The sequence below is a fragment of the Micromonospora sp. DT68 genome (assembly GCF_049847245.1).
Classification (GTDB): Bacteria; Actinomycetota; Actinomycetes; order Mycobacteriales; family Micromonosporaceae; genus Micromonospora; species Micromonospora profundi.
In genome coordinates this window covers 84,913-105,395 of record NZ_JBNCNZ010000015.1, presented here as the reverse complement: position 1 = coordinate 105,395, position 20,483 = coordinate 84,913, and the positions used below count along the sequence as shown (strand labels likewise).

The window sequence follows — 20,483 nt, the reverse complement described above, 5'->3', positions numbered from 1 at the left end:
CGCGATGCGCACCCCGCCGGTCGAGGCGTACGTCGACGGGGTGCGTGCAGGCTCGCGGGCGTGGATCGCGCGGGCCATCACCCTCGTCGAGTCGACCCGACCCGACCACCGCAGGGCGGCGCAGGGGCTGTTGGCCGCGCTCACCCAGTACGCCGGAGGTGCCCGCCGCATCGGCATCACCGGTGTACCCGGGGTCGGCAAGTCCACGTTCATCGACGCGCTCGGCTGCCGGCTGACCGGAGACGGACACCGGGTGGCGGTGCTCGCCGTCGACCCGTCGTCCACCCGCACCGGCGGGAGCATCCTCGGCGACAAGACCCGCATGGCCCGCCTCGCCGTCGACCCGGCCGCGTTCGTACGGCCCTCGCCGACGGCCGGCACGCTCGGTGGCGTCGCCAAGGCCACCCGGGAGGCGATAGTGGTGGTCGAGGCTGCCGGGTACGACGTGGTCCTGGTCGAGACCGTCGGCGTCGGCCAGTCCGAGACCACTGTCGCCGAGATGGTCGACTCGTTCCTGCTGCTCACCCTCGCCCGCACCGGCGACCAGTTGCAGGGCATCAAGAAGGGCGTGCTGGAACTCGCCGACGTCATCGCCGTCAACAAGGCCGACGGGCCGCACGAGACCGACGCGCGCCGGGCCGCCCGGGAGTTGGCAGGCGCGTTGCGGCTGCTGCATACGGCCGACAGCGGCTGGCAGCCGCCGGTGGTCACGTGCAGCGCCCTGGAGGAGACCGGCCTCGACGAGCTGTGGCAGCAGATCCGCCACCACCAGGACACCCTGGCAGCCTCCGGCGAGCTGGCCGAGCGGCGGCGACGCCAGCAGATCGGCTGGGTCTGGGCGATGGTGCGGTCCGAACTCCTCGACCGACTCCGCAGTCATCCCACGGTGCGAGCCCTCGCCCCGCAGATCGAACGGGACGTTCTCGCCGGGACTCTCACCCCGGCGGTCGCCGCCGAGCGGCTGCTTGCCGGGTTCTCCGATCCGTCAGTCACACCGGACCTCGTCGACTGAACCGCAGGTCGCGGCACACCCATCACCTGGGCAACCCGCGTAGCCGACGGCCTACCAGCAACTGGGAATGCCAGACTGAACGACTACGAAGCGCCGGCAGGGCAGGGTCAGTGAGGGGACCCGTTCTGCCGAAGCTTCCCGCTCAACGCGCCGAAGCAGTCGCGCCGGGGGAGGTCGTTGCTCACGCAACGACGCTCTTGTCGCGGTAGTGCCGTATGGGTGACTCGTGGGTCTCCGGGCGTGGGGCAGACCGGGCCATGGTTGCACATGAGGAGAAATAGTGCTGATACAGGACAAGCTCGAATCGATCTTCACGTCCGTGGTGCGACGCAACCCTGGGGAGGGCGAGTTCCACCAGGCGGTGCGGGAGGTGCTCGACAGTGTGGCGCCAGCCCTGAAGAGGCATCCCGAGTACGCCGAAGCGAAGATCATCGAGCGGATCTGCGAACCGGAACGGCAGATCATCTTCCGGGTGCCGTGGGAGGACGATCGCGGTGAGGTCCACATCAACCGCGGCTTCCGGGTGGAGTTCAACAGCGCCCTCGGGCCGTACAAGGGTGGTCTTCGCTTCCACCCGTCGGTCTACCTGGGGATCGTGAAGTTCCTCGGCTTCGAACAACTGTTCAAGAACGCGTTGACAGGCATGCCGATCGGCGGTGGCAAGGGCGGGTCGGACTTCGACCCGAAGGGCCGGTCGGATCGGGAGGTGATGCGGTTCTGTCAGTCGTTCATGACCGAGCTGTATCGGCACATCGGCGAGTACACCGACGTGCCGGCAGGCGACATCGGAGTCGGTGGGCGGGAGATCGGCTACCTGTTCGGGCAGTACAAGCGGATCACCAACCGGTACGAGTCCGCGGTGCTGACCGGCAAGGCCCTCAGCTACGGCGGTGCCCAGGTACGCCGGGAGGCCACCGGCTACGGCGCGGTGTTCTTCGCCGAGGAGATGCTGCGCGCTGACGGCGGCGACAGCCTCGACGGCAAGCGGGTGGTGGTCTCCGGCTCGGGCAACGTGGCGATCTACGCGATCGAAAAGGTCCACCAGCTCGGCGGCACCGTTGTGGCCTGCTCGGACTCCTCCGGCTACATCCACGACCCGAAGGGAATCAACATCGAGGTGCTCAAGCACCTCAAGGAGGTTCGCCGGGCACGGATCGACGAGTACGTCGAGGCGTACCCGCACGCCACGTTCGTCGCCGGCCGCCCGATCTGGGAAGTGCCCTGCCAGGTGGCGATCCCCTGCGCGACCCAGAACGAACTCACGGGCACCGACGCGCTCAGCCTCATCGCGGGTGGCTGCACCACAGTGGTGGAGGGGGCCAACATGCCCACCACCCCGGAGGCGGTACGGAACTTCACCGAAGCCGGCGTGCGGTTCGCGCCAGGTAAGGCGGCCAACGCCGGCGGAGTCGCGGCAAGTGCGCTGGAGATGCAGCAGAACGCCAGCCGCGACTCGTGGACCTTCGAGTATTCCGAGCAGCGGCTACGGGACGTCATGCAGACCATCCACGCCCGCTGCCACGCCACCGCCGACGAGTACGGAATGCCCGGCAACTACGTCGCCGGCGCCAACATCGACGGCTTCCGGCTCGTCGCCGAGGCGATGCTCGCCCACGGCCTCATCTGAGGCGTCGACACGGCCGTACCCGGCGTGGCGCTTCACCGTCCCGAGGGCTGTTGCCCCCGGGACGGTGAAGGGCCCCGGATCAGCGGGCGTTCACCGGCTCCGTTGGAAGGCTCGCCTCGGTCGCCGCATCCTCGGTAGCCAGCGCGTCGGGGGTGACCCGGCCCCGACCGAGGGTCGGCAGCAGCCGGTCCAGCCACCCCGGCAGCCACCAGTTGGCCCTGCCGAAGAGCATCATGGTCGCCGGCACCAGGACGAGCCGGACGATGGTGGCGTCGAGGGCGACCGCGGTGGCCAGCCCGACACCGATCATCTTCGTGACGATGTCGGTGTTCGTCATGAACCCCGCGAACACCACCACCATGATCAACGCTGCGGCGGTGATGGTCCGGGCGGTGGCGGCCAGACCACGCACCACACTCTGGAACGGGTCGCCGGTGGCCAGCCACTCCTCCCTGATCCGGGAGAGCAGGAACACCTCGTAGTCCATGGAGAGCCCGAACAGGACAGCGAAGAGCAGCAGCGGAACCCAGGTCGAGACCGGCACCGGTCGGTCGACACCGAGCAACTGACTGCCCCAGCCCCACTGGAAGACCATTGTCAGCACCCCGTACGCGGCGGCGACGCTGAGCAGGTTGACAAGCGCTGCCTTGATCGGCACCAGGATGCTGCGGAACACGACAGTCAGCAGGATCAGCGACAGACCGACAACCACGCCGACCACCAGCCACAGCCGCTCGGCCAGCAGGTCCGCGATGTCGGCGAAGACAGCCGTGACACCGGTGACCTCCGCGCCGTCCGGCAACACGTCCGCGCGGAGCCTGTCCACAAGCTCACTGGATCGCTCGTCCTGCGGGCTGAACGCCAACTGCACGGTCAGCACTGACGCCGTGGCGTCGGGCGCCACGACCGGCTGTGAGACCGTAGAGACCCCCGGCACCGCAGCGATCCTGTCCCGCAACGCCGGCAGGGAGTCCTGCGGCACCACTGTCAGGTCCACTGCCACCACGAGCGGGGCGTACGCACCGGGCCCGAATTCGGCGGCGATGAGGTCGTACGCCCGCCGGACGGTGTTCTCGGTGGGCTGGCTGCCCGCGTCCTGGGGCCAGGTCCGCATTGTCAGCGCGGGGGCACCGAGCAGAAGCAGCACCGCGAGGGCGAGCAGGGCCCAACCGGCGGGACGTCGTCCCACCCGTTGCGCCCAGCGGACGGTCATCGGCGGCCGTCGCCGCGGCTCGGTGTCGACGACTCGCCGCCGCCGACGGCTGATGATCCGCCGGCCGCTCATCGCGCACAGCGCCGGCACCAGCGTGATCGCCGCCGTCATCACCGTCGCCACGACGACGGCTGTGGCGTATCCGTAGGTCCGGTACGCGGCCAGGCCGGAGAAGACCAACCCGAACAGGGACAGCAGCACGACCGCGCCGGCGACCAGGATGGACCGGCCTGCGGTGGCGGTGGCCCGGGCTGCCGCCGCCCGTGGTTCCAGACCGGCCCGTAGCCCTTCGATGTGCCGGGTCACCAGCAGCAGGGCGTAGTCGATGCCGACACCCAGGCCCACCATCGCGGCGGCGGTCGGCGCTGTGGTGCCGATGTTCGTGAGCGCGGCCAGCAGCAGGATTCCCGACGAGCCGATGCCGAGCCCGATCAGCGCCGCGATGATCGGCAGTCCGGCCGCCACCACCGAGCCGAAGGCGATGATCAGGATGACGAGCGCGATCAGCACGCCGACCAGTTCGCCAGTGTGACTGCTGGTCTTCTCACCCTCCGGCACCTGACCCGCGTACTCCACCTGAAGGCCCGCGTCTCGCGCCGGCCCGGTGGCGGCACGCAGTTGGTCCATGGCGTCGGCGTCGAGGTCGGTCACCGGCACGGTGTAGCGGACGTCGATGAGCGCGGTGTCGCCGTCGGTGGACCTCTGAGCCGGGCCGGCCACGCCGACCCGCTCCACGACGCGCAGCGCGTCGACCACCCGGTCCAGCAGCGCCGGATCCAGTTGGCCGCCGTCCGGGTCGTGCACCACCACCCGCGCCTCGGTGCCGGACAGGCCGGGGAACCGCTCCCGGAGCAGATCCGTGCCGGCCTGCGACGAGGTGCCGGGTACGTCGTAGTCGTCGCGGGGCGTGCCACCGACGGTGCCGGCCAACCCGAGGGCCAGCACCAGGACGGCGACCCAGGCGGAAACGGTCAGCCAGGGCCGCGCGGCGCAGATGGCGCCGATCCGGTGAAGCATCCGGTTCACCGGCGGAACCTTCCCGCGTCGGGCTTCAGAGCGCAGTCGCCCGCCAACATGTCCAGAATCGGAATCAACCTCATGCCATTGCCGACGGGCCACGCCCCGGCACGTTCACCGACCGGTCCACCGAATTCGCCGCCGCGCCGCCCGGCCGCTGAAGGGGACCGTCGAGGGCATCAACGCTGTTCGGTGAGCGGCAGGTCGACGATGGACGGTTCACGGAGAAACCTGCGCCAGACGGCGGCAGCGTTGTCGACGAGCTTGCGCTCGGTGAGGTTCATCAAGCCGGTCAGGCTTGTCACCTCGGCGGCCACAGTGCCGTCGGAGCGGCGGATTGTCGACTGGACGACCTTCACGATCTTCGGCGACGGGTACTCGAAGCGCGTCTCGACGTCGATTTCGTCACCGAGCATGAGTTCGCGCCGGTACTTGATGGAGACGTCCAGTTCCACAGGCCCGAAACCGGCCGCGGCGAGCTTCCTGACCGAGAGTCCCGCCTGGGCGAGTGCGGACCATCGGGCGTGCACGGCGTAGTTGAGGTACTGGGAGCCGCGAACGTGCCCGTTCGAATCGATGTCGTCGCTGCGGATGATGATGTGTGTCGAGTGCGGCACGGGCGTCTCCATCGTCGGGGTGGCATCGAGTGAAGCCCTCTGACCTGTGCTGACGGGCGCGAGGCAGCAGGGTTCAATGGGGACGCCATCTGGCCCGGCCTCGTCGTGCTGGTACGCGGCGGCCACCTGGGCCGTTCGCACCGACGGGGGTTCAGCGGCCGAGTCGGGTTCGGCCGGCGCTACACTGGCCCAGCTTGAGCCGATGCGGCCCGTCCGATATGAGGTGGGTCAGGGCTCGCTTGTGCGGATCGGGGCCGGCCGGGTTCAACCGCGCCGAGTGCGGCGGACGAGGAGCAACATCGTGGTTGCCCCGGTCTGTGTCGCCCGCTGCCGTCCGGGACGCCCGTGTGCCGCAGTGGGGCGGTCGGTGCGGCGGGCCGGGCAGCGGCTCAGAGCCGACAAGATGGATCGGCCCGGAAACGGGAACCAGGACGGTGCCGTCGACAGGTCGTAGCCGCTGAAGGCGACCTGTCGCAACGTGTGTGCGCCTACGAGCAGGAAGGTACATCCGTGGTTGACGACGGTGACAGTTCTCCGCCGTTGCTGTTCGAGGTCCTCGGCCCGATCAGAGTGCGGCGTCACGGCCAGGAGCTCGACCTGGGCCCCCGTCAGCAGCGGTTGATCCTGGCCCTCCTGCTCGCCCGTGGCGGTCAGCCGGTGGGTACCGGGGAAGTGATCTCCATGTTGTGGGGCAGCAGCCCGCCGACGAGTGCCGTCAACATCGTCCATCGGTATGTGGGTGATCTGCGCCGTCTGTTCGAGCCGGACATCAGGCCCCGGGCCAGGGGGCGCTGGCTTGCTTCCGACGCCGCCGGCTATCGCATCCTCGTGGACGAGCACAACCTTGATCTGCTGTCCTTTCGCCAGCTCGCGCTGCAGGCCCGCGCGGCGGTTGCCGCTGGGCAGCCGGATGCCGCGATGGCGGCCTACACCAAGGCACTGGAACTGTGGCGGGGACCGTGTGCGGGCGCACCGGAGTTGCTGGCGGAGCAGTTCGAGGCGTTCAACGCCGTCGACCAGGAATGCACAGGGGTCGCCAGTGATGCCGCCGATCTGTCACTCCTGCTGAACGGCGGTCGCTCCCTGCTGTGCACGTTGCGGCGCGTGGCAACGTGCCACCTCTTCGACGAGCGGCTCCAGGCCAGACTGATGATGGTGCTGTCCGGCGCCGGTCAGCAGGCGGAGGCCATCGCCCGCTATCACCTGCTCCGCCGCAAGCTGCGGGAGGAGCTTGGAGTCGACCCTGGCCCCGAGCTTCAGTCGGCGTACCGTCGGGTGCTCCAGCAGAGTTCCCCGCCGGAGAGCGAGAGACGTCAACGGACCTCCACCCCGGAACGACATCGCGAGGTGGCTCCGCCCGATCGAGGGCTGCAATCCCGCTACGACGGTGTGACCCATACCGCGTCGATCACTGTGGGCGCCGAGGACATCGGCCCCAACGGGCACGTCCGCAGCTCGAGATATCTCGACTATGCGATCCGGGCCCGCTGGGCGGCGCTCGCCGATGCCGGTCTGTCGATCAAGGAGTTGGCGTCGGCTGGCGTGGGGCCCGTGGAGCTGGACGTGTCGATCAAGTTCCTGCGCGAGCTGGTTCTCGGTGACGAGATCGATGTCGTGACCCGTTTCGAATATCCTTCTCCGAAGATCGTTCGACTCGTCCAGTCACTGTTCCGGCGCTCCGATGGGGTGCTGGCTGCCATCGTGACGAGCGTTACCGGGCTCATGGACATCGCGGAACGGCGGTTGGTCGACAACGCGGCCGAGGTGTGGGCGGACTTCCTGCAAGACCTCGCCGTTGTCGATCTCGCCGATTCGGAACTCGACAAGGCGTGACGGCGGTACGGGTCGGAATTGCCGCCCGCCCGGCAGGTGATTCAACCTCTCAGCGCGTCGCGGAGAAGCTTCATTGCGTAGTGCGCACGCGATTTGACGGTGCCGACGGGAATGTCGAGTTGCGTGGCGGTTTCCTCAAGGGAATGCCCCTTCACGTGCAACTCGACGAGGACGGCTCGGTGGGACGAACTCAGCTCGGCGATTGCCTGCTGGAGCGTCAGCTTGGCGATCACCGCTTCCGCGGCCTCGTTCCCGGAACCGGCGGGTTCGGTGTCGAAGAGGGTGACCTCCGTCGGTCGTGACTGCCGCTTCCGGTAGGCGTCGATGGCCAGCCGGCGGCCCACGGTGAACAGCCAGCGACGTTGCGACTCGGGCTCGGTCGGCACCGCGTCGATGCTGCGCCAGGCCCGCAGCATCGTCTCCTGGACCAGGTCCTCGGCGGTGTGGGCGGCGTCCGACGACACCAGGCCCCGCAGGAAACGCAGCAGGGCACGGCCATTGTTTCGGTGGATTTCCTGGAGGCAACCCTCGGCGCGGCATGCTGGCGATTCCGCGTCGGTCGGATCGCGCTCGCGGTCGAGCTTCTCGGTGCCCCTGATCGCAGTCGCGGTGGTCATGGTGAGTCCCCCCAAAGCAGTTCCAGCGGTTCGGGGCGCAAGGCTATTGGGGGTTAGTGCAAACCTACTTAATTGCCAGTTACTTCGTTGTGAGTGGCCAGCGGGGCGCATTTTCAGTGCGCGTGGCGGCTGTTCATCCACTATTCATGGACTGTTTCCGAGGCTGTCGGGAGCGTTGTCCTGCCTGACGTGCGCCGGGCGGGAAGGTTCAGCCGCGGTCGGCGGCGGCGCCTCGACGGATGCCGGACCTGCCTGAACTCGTCGACGTCCACCACGTCGACACAGGTATGGAGTCTCAAACTCAGCAACCATCGGTGCAGGAGCCCTTCCTGGGCTTCTTCCGGGGTGATGTGCACAGCGAACTGGCCGGATACCGTGAGCGACGGCCGGTCGCGCCCCTGCGACTGCCCGACGGGCGGACCGGTTGGCTTCTGACCCGTTACGACGACGTGCGTGAGGCTCTGGCCGATCCCCGCCTCGTCAAGGACGGCCTGTTGTCCCCGCTCGGGTTCCGTCCGCAGCTGCCTCCCGACATCTACGCCGCTACCGCACAGAACATGCTCACCGTGGACCCTCCGGACCACACCCGCCTGCGCCGACTGCTCCAGGGCGCCTTCACCGCCCGTCGTATCGAAGGTCTCACGCCCGCCATCACCGCCACCGCCGACCAGCTGATCGACGACCTCGCCACGCCAGGACCGCACGACCTCATTGAGGAATTCGCCCTCCCGCTCCCGATCACTGTCATTTCCGAGCTGCTCGGTGTCCCAGCGGACGATCGGGGCAGCTTCATGGAGTCGGCGAATGTCATCGTCTCGGGTCCGAGCCGCTTCCACGAGCTGCCGGGCGCGATGACCGGGATGATCGGTTACATCCGTGACCTGGTCGCCACCAAGCGCCGGCATCCCGGCGACGATCTGACCTCAGCCCTGATCGCCGAGCGGGACAGTGGCGACCGGCTCACGGAGGACGAACTTGTCTCGACGGTGTACCTGCTGCTGCTTGCCGGATACGACACAACGGCGAACCTCATCGGAAACGCTGCCTGGCTGCTACTCGACGATCGAGCGCGGTGGGATGAGGTCCGCGCGGACCCGGACCGGTTGCGGCAGGCCATCGAAGAGGCGCTGCGCTACGAGAGCCCCGTACAACTAGGGACCCACCGCCTGGCCGTCGAAGACGTCACCTACGGCGATCAGGTAATCCCGGCCGGATCGACTGTTCTGCTGTCCATCCTGGCCGCTCACCGTGACGGCAGTCAGTACGCCGAGCCCGGCGCATTCGAGCCGGCACGCGAGCGGAGCCCACACCTCGCCTTCGGCCACGGCATCCACCACTGCCTCGGCGCGCCACTCGCCCGCCTGGAGGCACGGGTCGCCCTCACCACGCTTGTGTCGCGTATGCCTGAGCTGCGCCTGGTCGACGGATTCACCCCCCGGTGGCGGGCCAGCGCGTTGATGCACGGGCTGGAGGATGTGCTCGTGACGTCGAGCTGAGGACCTGCGCTGACAGCGCTGCCCGCCGGGGAGTTCGTCACCTCACACCCGCGAACGGATGCCCCGAACCCGCGTTGGTCAAGGTATGCCCACGCTCCTTGCCATCGCGGCTGTCTGGACCCTACGGACCGCAGGCTTCATCTGGTGGCACCTCGTTGTCCGGCACCTGCGCGCCCATAGGGTTCCAGGCGGAGAGGCGTCGGCGGCCCACCGAACGCGCATGTCGGAGACGCGTCACCGGCCGACCATGACATCGGCCGGTGACGCGTCGGTCGGTGCATCCTCGACAAACGGTCGCGGGTAGTTTGCCGGACCCGCCAGATCCGGATACATCCCTTGCAGCGCCCGCAGGGCGTAGTAAGCGCGAGTCGTGATGGTGGCCGTGGAGACAGCGAGCGCGGCGGCGGCGTCGGCCACCGAATAACCGCGCAGGTAGATGAGGTCGATCACGACCCGGTGCTTGGGTATGAGCCGGCGTACGCCCTCGGCCACCACCATCGCGTTGACCACCTGCTCGGCGTGGTCGTCGATCACCGCAGCCGGCACCGCGCCGGCCCGGAGAGCTCCGGCCGGCCGAGGGCAGGCCCGAGCCGTGACGATGGCCCGCACGACGTCCAGTAGCCAGGCTCGGACGGTGTCCCTTGATCCGTTCAGGCTGTCCGGATGCCGCCACGCGTGGACCAGGGCTTCCTGCACGATGTCCTCGGCCTCCGCGTGGTCGCGTGTCAGCTGGCCGGCGTACGCCAGGATCGCCCGGCCGTGTTGCTGCCAGATGTTCCTGACCAGAGCCTCGCCCGCCGCCTCGCGGTGGTCGGTGTGCCGCCTCATCGATGCCCTTCCTCTGCTGCGGCGCGCCGTTGCGCCCCCGTCAACTTCGACGGCCAGGGAGGGTCAAGATTCAGGTGGGCCCACCTGAATATCGCTCTGCGTGACCTCTCAAGCTCTCAGCATGACCCATGTCACACGAGGCTGTCAGGTGTCGGCGGCGACGCGCCGCCGCTTCACTTACGGTCCGTCGAGGTGCCGCAGCCTAGGCTCCGGCACCTGCTGTCGCCGTGCCGGCCAGGTCGACGATCCGGTCGGCCCAACGGTCCATCAGGGTCTGGTCGTGGGTGATTGCCAGTACGCCTGCGCGCTGGGTCCGCTGGTAGTCGCGGATGACGGCGGCGACGTGCGCCTGCGTCGAGGCGTCGAGCATCGCCGTGGCTTCGTCGCAGAGCAGGTAGTCGGGACGGTGCACGAGGGCACGAGCGAGGCAGGCGCGTTGCAGTTGCCCGTCGGACACCGCGTGTGGCCGCCGGCCGCGCAGGTCCGAGGTGAGGCCGACCAGGTCGGCGAGTTCGGCCACCCGTTCGCGGACGACCGGTTCGGGCGTACGGGTGGCGCGCAGCGGTTCGGCGATCAGGTCGGTGATGCTCAGTCGGGGGTCGGCGGCGGCGCGGGGGCTCTGGAAGAGGGCGGCGACGCGGGTCCGTACGGCGACCGGCACGGAGTAGCGGACGGCGTCGACGGGGGTGCCGTCGATGCTGACCCGGCCGCGGTCCGGACGGTGCAGAAGTGCCAGCACTCGTACCAGTGTCGACTTGCCACTGCCGGACGGGCCGCGCAGCCCGACGGTCTCGCCCCGATCGATCCGCAGCGTGGCGTTGTCGAGCACGACCTGACGGCCGTACCCGACTGTCACCTCGTCGGCCAGCAGGTGCTGCGCGCTTGTCACGTGACGGCTCCGGTGGGGATGGGGTGGTGGCATGCGACAGTGCCGCCACCGGCGGCCGGTGTCGGTAGCGGCCGGGTCGCGCACTCGTCGGCGCGGCGTGGGCAGCGGGGTGCGAACGCGCATCCCGGGGGCAGGGCGGTGAGCATCGGCGGGTCGCCCGGCACCGGCCGGAAGGCCCGGTCCGGCAGGGCGTCGAGCAGCGCCGAAGCGTAGGGGTGGGCCGGTGCGGTGAACAGGTGGTCGGTGTCCCGGTGCTCCACGACGCGGCTGGCGTACATGACGGCGACGGTGTCGGCGACCCGGCGCGCGGCGGCCAGGTCGTGGGTGATGAGCACGACTGCCGCGCCGTTGTCGCAGCGGCGGCGCAGCAGGTCGAGGGTGTGGTCCACCAACGGCCGGTCCAGCCCGGTGGTGGGCTCGTCGGCGATGAGCAGCGACGGATCCGGTGCCAGCGCGAGCGCGGTTACCAGACGCTGTGCCATGCCGCCGGACAGTTCGTGGGGATAGCGGTCCAGGTCCGCCGGGTCGAGCCCGACGTCGGCCGCGAGCCGGTCGGCGTCCTGGCGGTCCCGGCCGTGCGCCCGCAGCGTCTCGGCGAGCAGCCGTCGCCCGGTGCGCACCGGGTTCAGGGCGGTGGCCGGGCTCTGCGGGACCAGCCCGACCCGTCGACCGCGTACCTTGCGGGCCAGGTGGCGCTGGCCGCAGGTGACGAGGTCGACGGGGTCGGTGTCGGGGTCGTGCAGCACAGCGTGGCCGGTGACGGTGGCGTTGCCGGGCAGCAGACCGAGCAGGGCGTGGGCCAGGACGGACTTGCCGCAGCCGGACTCGCCGACGACTGCCAGTAGTTCGCCGGCCCGTACGGTGAGGCTGAGGTCGCTGACGGCGCGCACGGTGGCATCGCGGAGCCGGAACTGGACGCCGAGACCGTCCACGGCGAGCAGTGGTCGACCGAGGGCGTTGCGGGGAGGTGCCGGGGCGGCGGCCGATTCGGTTGTGGTCACAGGTGCAGCTCCGCTCGGACCCGGGGATCGAGGCGGTCGCGCCAGCGGGCGGCGAGGACCGCGATGGCGAGGGTGACGACGACGATTACCGCGCCCGGGGCCAGGCTTGCCCACCAGGCGCCGGTCAGCAGCGACCCCTGACCGTCGTTGATCATGTTGCCCAGTGAGGCGAGGTGCGGCGGCAGGCCGAGGCCGAGGAACGACAGCGCGGTCTCGTGCCACACCGCGTGCGGGATCATGAGGGTGGTGGCCAGCGCGAGCCGGGGCAGGACATGTGGCAGCAGGTGCCGCAGCAGGACCCTGCGCCGGCTGGCGCCGCCGCTGATGGCGGCGTCGACGAACGGTCGGGTACGAAGGCTCAGCAGCTCGGATCGGACGATGCGGGCTGTGGAGAGCCAGTGGGTGAGGCCGACCGAGGCGATCACCGCGCCGAGGCTGGGACGCAGCATCGCGACGATGAAGATGCCCAGCAGCAGGTGCGGCATCGCGGCGATGGTGTCCACGATCCGCATCAGGACCCGATCGACAGGGCCGCCGAGCGTGCCGGCGATCCCGCCGACCACGCCGCCGAGGACTGTGGCGACGAGCGCGGCGACCGCACCGACGAGCAGCGAGACCCGCAACCCGTAGACGGCCCGGTGTGCCACGTCCCGGCCGAGGTCGTCGGTGCCCGCGAGGTGGGTCCAGGACGGCGCCAGCCGGGTCTGGTCCAGCGCCACAGCGCTCTGGTCGAGCGGCCAGACGAGCGGGGCCAGGAGCGAACCGGCGACGGCCACGAGCAGGATGAGACCGGCCGCCACGACACCGACCTGGCCGGGACGCGGCCGGAACCGGGCCATCCGGAGCACCGATGGTCGGGCAGCGAGGTCAGTCATCGAGTCGTACCCTCGGGTCGGCCGCGGCGTAGGCGAGGTCGGTCGCGAGATTCGCGGCCAGCACCACGGCGGTGGTGACGAGCGTGATCGCCGCCAACAGCGGGAAGTCGCTGCCGAGCGCGGCGGCGACCGTGACGGCACCCAGCCCCGGCAGCGAGAAGACGGTCTCGACAAGCACCGCACCACCGACCAGTTCCGGCAGGTGGGTGCCGATCAGGGTGAGGAACGGCAGCAACGCCGTCCGCAGGGCGTGCCCGAACAGCACGATCCGGCCAGGCAACCCTCGCGCCCGCGCCGCGAGCACGTGGTCGTCGCGCAGGCTCTCCGCGACCGCGTCCCGGACGAACAGCACGAACCACGGCGCCTGGGACACCGTCAGCACACCGACCGGCAGGATCAGGTGCCACGCCACGTCGGACCACGACGTGCCGGTGGCGGCCACGTCGGTGAGCCCGCCGGCCGGCAACCACCCCAGGGCCAACGCGAACACGGCGATCGCGGCCAGGCCCAGCCAGAAGACCGGCATCGACTGCACCGCGTAGGCGGCCGTCCGCAACGCCCTGTCGAACAGCCCACCCCGCCGGTACGCGGCCAACGAGCCCAGCAGCAGGCTCCCGACCAGGACCAGGGCCAGCGCCACGCCGATCAGCAGCAGCGTCCAGCCGGCCCGAGCGGCGAGCACCGATACGACCGGCTCGTGCCGGCTTGTCGACCAGCCCAGGTCGCCCTGCACGAGGTTGCCGATCCAGCGCAGATACTGCACCGGCAGCGGATCATCGACGCCCCAGTTGGCGCGGATCTGTGCCAGGTTCTCCTCGCTTGTGGTGAAGGCCGCCGCGCCCGCGTACTGCTTGGCCGGGTCGATCGGCGACGCCGCGCCGAGGGCGAACATCCCGATGCTTGTCGCGAAGAGCACCGGCACGGCGACCAGGAGTCGACGCCGGACCACCGCCCCTGCGCCGGCCAGTCGTCCGGATCGGGTCACGAGCGGGTCCAGGTGTCGATGTTCCACCAGATGCTGTTCGCCACGCCGTGCTCGTGCGGCTCGACGCGGGGAGTCACGCCCTGGACCGAGGCCTTCAGCACGTAGGTGTGCCGCAGGTAGGTGAGGAACAGCCACGGTACGTCCGTGGCCAACTGCTGCTGGAACCGCGCGTACGCGGCTTTGCGGCTGGCCGGGTCGTACTGGTCGCGGCCGTCCTGTAGCGCCCGGTCCACCACCTCCGAGCGGTACGAGCCGGGGTTGAAGTAGCCCTGCCCCGCGAACCGCGAGCCGAACAGCTTGTACGAGACGAAGTCCGGGTCGTACGGCGTGCCGTACCCCATCAGCAGGGCGTCGGACTTCATCCGCGGGTCGATGGCGTCCCAGGTGAGCCCTGCCGGGGTGACCTCGATGCCGATCTTCTTCGCGTCGGCGGTCACCGCCAGGGCGAGGTCCTTTCGGAGTGTGTCGCTCGCCGGGTACATCAACGTGAACCGGGCCGGACGGCCGTCCTTGACGCGTACGCCGCCCGGGCCGGGGGTCCAGCCGGCCGCGTCGAGCAGCGCACCCGCTGCCGCCGTGTCGGCTGTCGGCTTGCCGATGATCGAGGGCTCGGCGAACTCGGAGGTCGGGGGGATCGGACCGAACGCCGGTTCGCCAGCGCCGCCGAGGATGCCGGACACCATCGCGGACCGGTCCACTGCCAGGTTGAGCGCCCGGCGGACCGCCGGGTCGGCAAGGACCGGGTTGCCCGACGGCAGCATCACGCCGCGGTAGTCGGCGGTCGGCACCCGCTGCACCTGGTACGCGGCGTCGGTGTCGAAAACGGAAGCGAGCTTCGGCGGCAACTCGGCCGCGTCGAACTCGCCGGCACGCATCCGCTGGGCGCGTACGTTGTCGTCGGCGACGAACGCGACAACCAAGCGGTCGTTCGCCGGCCGGCCGCCGAAGTAGCGCTCGTTGGCAGTGAGCACCAGCCGGTCACCAGGTGTCCAGGAGTCGACCCGGTAGGGCCCGGTTCCGACCGGTTTCCGGTTGAACCCTGAGGTGTTGATGTCCTGGCCGCTGAGCAGCTTGGCCGGCACGATGCCGAGGGTGAGCCGCTGGAGGAACGGCGCGTACGGGTAGCGCAGCCTGAACACGACAGTCGCCGGATCGGGTGCGGTCACCGACTCGACCATGTCCAGGTCGGAACGCAGCGTCGAGTCGACCTTCGGATCGAGGACGGCCTGGTAGGTGAAGACGACGTCCTGTGCGCTCAACACGGTGCCGTCGTGGAACTGCACGCCGTCGCGCAGTTTCGCGGTGACCGTCCGCCCGTCGGCTGACAGCATCGGCAGGTCCGCTGCCAGGCCGGCGACGAGCCGGTTGTCGGCGGCCCGGGCGACGAGGCCGTCGAAGATCAGCGAGGCGCCGTCGACGCCGTAGTTGAGTACCGGGTTCAACGCGTCCGGCTCGTCGGAGGTCGCCACGACAAGCGTCGTGCCGCCGGAGGAACCGTCGGGGGTGCTCGGGGCCGAGCAGGCGGCGAGGAGGAGTGCCCCCGTGGCCGCGGTCGACGCCACGAGGCGTCGGAGGATCGGACGCATCCGGGTCACAGAAAGGCTCCTGCGGTCTGGGAGATCATTAGGTGTGTCGGCGCAGCTCCGAGCGCCGCAACCTTTGTTGATCACGGTGGCACAGTTGCAAGTCTTTGGCAATTGCCGCAGTTGCGCATCACAGTCGGCGTGGCCGAGAGGTGGCGGCGCCGGCGCGTATGCCAGTGGCCCGGCGGTCGATGTGCCGAGTGGCTCGGAAATCGTGGGCCGCTCGACACTCCTCCGATCGTTTGCGTAAGCCGGCTACCTGCGGTTGTCCTTCATCACCACTCTTGTGCGCTGGCCCCCGGATGCACTGCTCGCTCGTCGAGGATCGACCGAGGGCGGCGAATTCTGATCCGGATCTCTGGCCGTCGCCGACACGCCCTTGCGGAAGCCTTGCCGTAGCGGCGCGGAAGCCTTGCCGTAGCGGCTCGGAGGGGTCAGGCGAAGGCACGACAGAGAATCGACCGCTTCGACGTTCTTATAGGCGCTCATGACTATTGACATCAGGGTGCGATCGACCTTCGGGGATCATCCATTCTGCCTCCAGCTCAGGTGTCAAGGGTCCCAGCGGCGGGCTCGACCTCGTCGGTGGGCCTGTCGTCCCGTAGGGGAGGGTGATTTATTGGCTTTCAGGGATATGGTTCCGTCCGTCAGGTGACCGGCACCTTCTTGCAGGTTGTGGTGCGATGTCGGAATGAACGCCCGCCCCGATGCCGCCTGGTCGAATAAGGGCTGGTGACATCACGTAATTCGACATTGGACGATGCTCCGGTATAGTGCGGCCAATCCCCTTTTGACAGTGCCGGAAAGCGGCTGATCTGCGTGATGACACCTGGGCTGGGAAATGCGTCGACAGACCCGCGCTTCGTAGGGCGGCGACAACAGTTGGCGCGTATCCAGAGGGCCCAGGCCGCAGTGCTGAGACACAGCCGGCAGATGGTCTGCGAGGTCGTCGGCGAGCCGGGCATCGGCAAGACCCGGTTCGTCCGCGAGGCCCTGGACCGGTGCGTCCCCACCGTCCCCTGGGCCATCGGGACCTGCGCGCCGGATGAGCGAGGTGTCCCCTTCCACGTGTTCCGGCACGCCTTCACGGAGGGGTACCCGCCCCGGCCCGGGTTGGGTGCCCGGTCGTCCGCCGGGGAGGCGTGGCCGGAGCCCGTCGCCCCGGTGCCACCGGCGTCGGCACGGGCGTCGGACGCCCGCCGGTTCCGGACCTACCAGTTGGCCCGCCGCCTGATCGGTGTGGCGGCCCACGACGGTCTGGTGCTGGTCCTCGACGACCTGCACTGGGCGGACGCACCCTCCGCCGGGCTGATCGCCCACCTGCTGCGGTATCCGGTGCCCGCCCCGCTGCTGCTCGTGCTCGTCTACCGCCCACGGCAGATGGCGACCCCGATGCCGTTCGGCCCACCGGATCCCGACGGACAGGCCGACGCCGTACCAACCGCACACGACCGGATCGAACTGCGCCCCCTCGACCTCGCCGAGGTCGCACTTCTGCACCCCGACGTCGCCCAGCCGGAGTTGCGCGTCCGATACGACCTGACCGGTGGCAACCCTGGTTACCTGGCGGCGTTGCCGGGCGGTCCCGACTCGGCAGGCACCGGCCCGAACCCGGAAGTACCCGGTGCCCGACTGTCCGACACGGCGATGGCGGTGCTGCGGCGCGAGTGGGTGGCCCTGCCGCCCGTCGAGCTGGCCTGCCTGCGGGCCGGGGCGATTGTCGACACGCCCTTCGCCGCGGACCTGCTCGCCGAGGTCGCGCAGGTCCCGACGCCACTGGCGGTCGAGGCCGGCTGGCGGCTGGCCCGGCTCGACCTGATCCGCCGCGTCCCGGGCACCGGCCGGTTCGCCTTCCGGCACCCGGTGCTGCGGATGGCGGTCGCCCAGGACACCGACCCGGCATGGCGGGTGGACGCCTGCGCGCGGGTGCTCACAGCGCTTGTCGATCGCGGCGCGCCACCTGCGGACCGGGCCCGCTACGCCGAGCGCCTGCTCGCCCTTCCCAATAGCCGCTGGGCCGAACGTTGCGTCGACGTGCTCTGTCGGGCCGCTGAGGATATCCGGGGCGAGACACCGGACCTTGCCATCCGCTGGCTGCGGCTGGCGTTGCGGGCGCTGCGGCCGACGGCCAGCTCGGCACAGCGTCGCCGCGAGGTGTCACTCGCGCTGGCCCAGATCACCGGGGAGGCGGGCAACCTGGCCGAGAGCAGGGCCCTGCTCCAGGAGATCGTGCCGCTGTTTCCCGCCGACCAGCAGGGGCGACGGGCTCGGGTCGTAGCCCTCTGGGCGCGCGTGGAACGCCTGCTCGGCAACTACGCGGAGGCGGCGGCGATCAGCCGGCGCGAGCTGGCCGCCCTGCCGGCCGGCACCGGCCCCACCGGCGGCTACCGCCTCGCCGCCGAGATCGGCGCCGCCGGCATCCTGGCCGGTCGCCCCCTGCCCGGCCTCCCCGACGCGCTCGGCGGCGATCCCGGCGGCTCCGGTGTGGACCGGGCCGGTCTGCTGGCCATCCGGAGCCTTGCCGCCGCGCACGACGGCGCACTCGACGAGGCGCGGAGCCTGCTCGATGCCGGCGCCCGGATCGTCGACGCACTGCCGGACCGGGACATGCGGGGCCACCCCGACTGCTTCACCGCGCTCGGCCTTACCGAGTTGTACCTCGAACAGCAGGCCGACGCCGCGCGGCACCTCGACCGAGGGCTGACCCTCGTCCGCGCCTCGCACCGCGACGACGGGCTGTGCCTGCTGCTGCTCGGTCGCAGCCAGGTGGCCTATTACGGCGGCCAGCTGACCACCGCCATCGGCTTGGCCACCGAGGCGGGCATCGTCGCGCGGCGCATCGGCAGTCGCCACCTGCTGAGCTTCGCCCTGGCGTTCGAGGCGGAGGCGACAGCGTGGCGTGGTGGTCCTCGCGACGACGACCGGGCGGTGGCACTGGCCCGCACTGCGGTCGGGATCGCCCCCGACATCGCCACCTGGTGCGGTCGTACCGCAGTGCTGGCGCTGGCGACCGCGGCACTGCTGTCGGGGGATCCCGCGACCTGTGTCGAGCTGGTGCACTCGGCAGGCGGCGACAACCGGCTGAGTCGACTCCAGAGCACCCTCCGGCCGATGTGGTACGAGCTGCTGTGCGCCGCCGCGCTCGCCGCGGGTGACGTGGCCGACGCGGAACGGCAGGCGCAGCGGGCGATGGCCGAGGCGGATCAGATCGGTCTCGCCGGGCAGCGGGGATTCGCCGAGTCGGCGTACGGCGAGGTGCTGTTGGCCCGTGGTGAGATCCCGGCGGCGCTGCTGCATCTGGAGACGGCGGGCGACCTGTTCCGGGCCGGCGGGATGGTGCTACGGCGCAGCCTCGCGCTCGCCTCCCTGGCCCGGGCCGCCGAAGCCGCGGACCAGGCCGGCACGGCGGCGCGCGCCCGCCGCCGTGCGCTGGAGCTGGCCGGCTGGTGCGGGACGGAACGGGTCGGCCTGCGGCTGGCCCGCCCGGTCGGCCCGCGCGAGGTCGCCGCCCTGACCGATCGGGAATGGCACATCGCCCGGCTGGCGGCGACCGGTGCCACCAGCCGACTGATCGGGCGGCAGCTGAACATCAGCCCGCGCACTGTGGAGGCGCACCTCACCCGGATCTACCGCAAGGCGGGCGTCGCCTCCCGGTCGGCTCTGGTCGCCTGGGTCGCCCGGCTCGATGACACCGATCGGTGACCACGATCCAGGCCGGATGACGTCGTTCGGTGCAACGCCGACGGGCCGGGCAGCACGAGGCCGCGCCGCCACCGGCCTGGCCCGTCGGCCGCTCACATACTCGACTCCATCGGGCGCGATTCCCGTGCACCGGTGGTGGATGGAGGACGAGATGCTGGGCAGAAGATCCGTCAGGAGCCCGCGTATCCTCGCCGCGCCGGTGCCGGCGATGCCGTTCGCCACCGCTGTGGCGGCGGCGCTGCTCGTGCTTACCGGCTGTGGTGGCGAGCCGGTGGACGCGGCCCCGTCGGCGCCCGACGGTTCGACCGTCTTCGGCAGGGACCGGGCGGCGTTGGTGCTCACGGCCTTCGACCAGGCCGACTCGGCAGCCTCGGTGGCCGGCGACGTCGAGGCGCTGAAAACCCAGGAGGTGCCGCCCGCGCTGGACCTCAGCATCGCCGCGGTTCGCCGGTCGGCCTACAACCAGCGCCCGCAGCCGTCGTTCCAGCACATCAACCCGGTCTTCGCGGTGCCGCCCGGCGACCCGGCCTGCTTCCTGGCCACCGCCACCCTCAAGCTCGTCGGCTCCGAGCTCGCCCCCACCGACGTCAGCCAGTTCGTGCTCGACGCCGACGGCCACTGGAAGCTCAGCCACAACGTCCAGGTCACCCAACCGTCGCTTGTGGTCGCCCGGAGCATCGACGGTAGGCCGGCCACCGAGGGCGGCACCGCCCTGGACGAGACCAGCCGCCGCGCCCTCGCCGCCGAGGTGTTCGCCCGCAGCATCGGATCCACGACGAGCAACCGTGCCCTCGTCGCGTCGAGTCCGCTGCTCGACGGCCAGTTCGCTGGCGGCTGGGAGGTCTACGGGCAGCAACTCGCCGGCGTCGGCGCGGCGGTGCAGCGCACGATGGACAAGGCCGAATGGTCGGACTGCGCGGTAGCGGTGCAGGCCGGCACGCTGACGTTCCTGACGATCCACGCAACCGACACGTTGCGCCCGGCGCCCGGCGGCCCGGCCACCGTCCAGATGGTGCCGCAGAGCCCGGATTTGATCGCCACGGGCCACCGCGAGGCGGTACGCGGGAAGTCGATCCGGGTCACCCGGGTGGAGACCTTCCTGATGCTCGTACCGGCGCAGACCACCGGAGCTTCGGTGCTGGGGCTCAACGACACCGCGTTGACAGTCACCCCCAGCTGACCGGCCGT

At 70.3% G+C, this 20,483-nt stretch carries 15 protein-coding genes; 6 read left to right on the top strand and 9 right to left on the bottom strand.

Going from position 1 to position 20,483, the window contains the following annotated elements; translation table 11 throughout:
- Window positions 1-4: 4 nt before the first annotated feature.
- Together meaB and gdhA are read left to right on the top strand one after the other, a co-directional pair.
- A complete protein-coding gene (gene meaB / locus ACPXB1_RS23975; protein ID WP_355628193.1) occupies window positions 5-1,012 on the top strand; it encodes a methylmalonyl Co-A mutase-associated GTPase MeaB in 1,008 nt (335 codons plus the stop codon).
- Between the two features lie 280 nt (window positions 1,013-1,292).
- Window positions 1,293-2,639, top strand: a complete 1,347-nt coding sequence (gene gdhA / locus ACPXB1_RS23970) for an NADP-specific glutamate dehydrogenase (protein WP_425735800.1) — start codon at window positions 1,293-1,295, stop codon at window positions 2,637-2,639.
- Between the two features lie 79 nt (window positions 2,640-2,718).
- Here gdhA and ACPXB1_RS23965 read toward each other — a convergent pair whose 3' ends face one another.
- Together ACPXB1_RS23965 and ACPXB1_RS23960 are read right to left on the bottom strand one after the other, a co-directional pair.
- The gene (locus ACPXB1_RS23965; protein ID WP_355593454.1) at window positions 2,719-4,869 is read right to left on the bottom strand and encodes an MMPL family transporter; all 2,151 of its coding nucleotides are present in this window, start codon (window positions 4,867-4,869) and stop codon (window positions 2,719-2,721) included.
- A 179-nt stretch (window positions 4,870-5,048) separates the two neighbouring features.
- Window positions 5,049-5,486 carry an acyl-CoA thioesterase gene (locus ACPXB1_RS23960; RefSeq protein WP_355593373.1) on the bottom strand — a complete coding sequence of 146 codons (438 nt, stop codon included), beginning with the start codon at window positions 5,484-5,486 and terminating at the stop codon, window positions 5,049-5,051.
- Window positions 5,487-5,996: 510 nt separating this feature from the next.
- On the opposite strand from ACPXB1_RS23960, the gene ACPXB1_RS23955 reads away from it, so the two are divergent.
- A complete protein-coding gene (locus ACPXB1_RS23955; RefSeq protein ID WP_425735799.1) occupies window positions 5,997-7,319 on the top strand; it encodes a BTAD domain-containing putative transcriptional regulator in 1,323 nt (440 codons plus the stop codon).
- 41 nt (window positions 7,320-7,360) lie between these two features.
- On the opposite strand, the gene ACPXB1_RS23950 is transcribed toward ACPXB1_RS23955, so the two are convergent.
- Entirely contained in the window at window positions 7,361-7,936 is a 576-nt protein-coding gene (locus ACPXB1_RS23950) for a sigma-70 family RNA polymerase sigma factor (RefSeq protein ID WP_355593377.1), read from the bottom strand.
- Between the two features lie 314 nt (window positions 7,937-8,250).
- On the opposite strand from ACPXB1_RS23950, the gene ACPXB1_RS23945 reads away from it, so the two are divergent.
- On the top strand, window positions 8,251-9,432 hold the full coding sequence (locus ACPXB1_RS23945) for a cytochrome P450 family protein (RefSeq protein ID WP_425735798.1): 1,182 nt from the start codon (window positions 8,251-8,253) through the stop codon (window positions 9,430-9,432).
- A gap of 234 nt (window positions 9,433-9,666) precedes the next feature.
- Here the strand turns inward: ACPXB1_RS23945 and ACPXB1_RS23940 are convergent, their stop codons facing one another.
- From ACPXB1_RS23940 to ACPXB1_RS23915, 6 genes are all read right to left on the bottom strand, one after another.
- Window positions 9,667-10,260: a sigma-70 family RNA polymerase sigma factor gene (locus ACPXB1_RS23940; protein WP_425735797.1), complete on the bottom strand. Its 594-nt coding sequence runs from the start codon at window positions 10,258-10,260 to the stop codon at window positions 9,667-9,669.
- Window positions 10,261-10,462: 202 nt separating this feature from the next.
- The gene (locus ACPXB1_RS23935) at window positions 10,463-11,149 is read right to left on the bottom strand and encodes an ABC transporter ATP-binding protein (RefSeq protein ID WP_425735796.1); all 687 of its coding nucleotides are present in this window, start codon (window positions 11,147-11,149) and stop codon (window positions 10,463-10,465) included.
- On the bottom strand, window positions 11,146-12,150 hold the full coding sequence (locus ACPXB1_RS23930) for an ABC transporter ATP-binding protein (RefSeq protein ID WP_425735795.1): 1,005 nt from the start codon (window positions 12,148-12,150) through the stop codon (window positions 11,146-11,148). Before ACPXB1_RS23930 ends, ACPXB1_RS23935 begins: the two co-directional genes overlap by 4 nt.
- Complete coding sequence (locus ACPXB1_RS23925; RefSeq protein WP_425735794.1) at window positions 12,147-13,025, bottom strand: ABC transporter permease; 879 nt, start codon at window positions 13,023-13,025, stop codon at window positions 12,147-12,149. The genes ACPXB1_RS23930 and ACPXB1_RS23925 overlap by 4 nt, the downstream gene beginning before the upstream one ends.
- A complete protein-coding gene (locus tag ACPXB1_RS23920; RefSeq protein WP_425735793.1) occupies window positions 13,018-14,010 on the bottom strand; it encodes an ABC transporter permease in 993 nt (330 codons plus the stop codon). Before ACPXB1_RS23920 ends, ACPXB1_RS23925 begins: the two co-directional genes overlap by 8 nt.
- Window positions 14,007-15,596, bottom strand: a complete 1,590-nt coding sequence (locus tag ACPXB1_RS23915; protein ID WP_425735816.1) for an ABC transporter substrate-binding protein — start codon at window positions 15,594-15,596, stop codon at window positions 14,007-14,009. Before ACPXB1_RS23915 ends, ACPXB1_RS23920 begins: the two co-directional genes overlap by 4 nt.
- Window positions 15,597-16,415: 819 nt before the next feature.
- Here ACPXB1_RS23915 and ACPXB1_RS23910 point away from each other — a divergent pair.
- Together ACPXB1_RS23910 and ACPXB1_RS23905 are read left to right on the top strand one after the other, a co-directional pair.
- A complete protein-coding gene (locus tag ACPXB1_RS23910) occupies window positions 16,416-19,295 on the top strand; it encodes an ATP-binding protein (RefSeq protein ID WP_425735792.1) in 2,880 nt (959 codons plus the stop codon).
- 151 nt (window positions 19,296-19,446) lie between these two features.
- Window positions 19,447-20,475: a hypothetical protein gene (locus ACPXB1_RS23905; protein WP_355593394.1), complete on the top strand. Its 1,029-nt coding sequence runs from the start codon at window positions 19,447-19,449 to the stop codon at window positions 20,473-20,475.
- Window positions 20,476-20,483 lie beyond the last annotated feature (8 nt).

Excerpts from the sequence above, each read along its gene's own strand:
- meaB (WP_355628193.1), top strand. The coding sequence starts at position 5 with ATGCGCACCCCGCCGGTCGAGGCGTACGTCGACGGGGTGCGTGCAGGC.
- ACPXB1_RS23965 (WP_355593454.1), bottom strand. The coding sequence starts at position 4,869 with ATGCTTCACCGGATCGGCGCCATCTGCGCCGCGCGGCCCTGGCTGACC.
- ACPXB1_RS23950 (WP_355593377.1), bottom strand. The coding sequence starts at position 7,936 with ATGACCACCGCGACTGCGATCAGGGGCACCGAGAAGCTCGACCGCGAG.
- ACPXB1_RS23940 (WP_425735797.1), bottom strand. The coding sequence starts at position 10,260 with ATGAGGCGGCACACCGACCACCGCGAGGCGGCGGGCGAGGCTCTGGTC.
- ACPXB1_RS23925 (WP_425735794.1), bottom strand. The coding sequence starts at position 13,025 with ATGACTGACCTCGCTGCCCGACCATCGGTGCTCCGGATGGCCCGGTTC.
- ACPXB1_RS23915 (WP_425735816.1), bottom strand. The coding sequence starts at position 15,596 with ATGCGTCCGATCCTCCGACGCCTCGTGGCGTCGACCGCGGCCACGGGG.
- ACPXB1_RS23910 (WP_425735792.1), top strand. The coding sequence starts at position 16,416 with ATGACACCTGGGCTGGGAAATGCGTCGACAGACCCGCGCTTCGTAGGG.
- ACPXB1_RS23905 (WP_355593394.1), top strand. The coding sequence starts at position 19,447 with ATGCTGGGCAGAAGATCCGTCAGGAGCCCGCGTATCCTCGCCGCGCCG.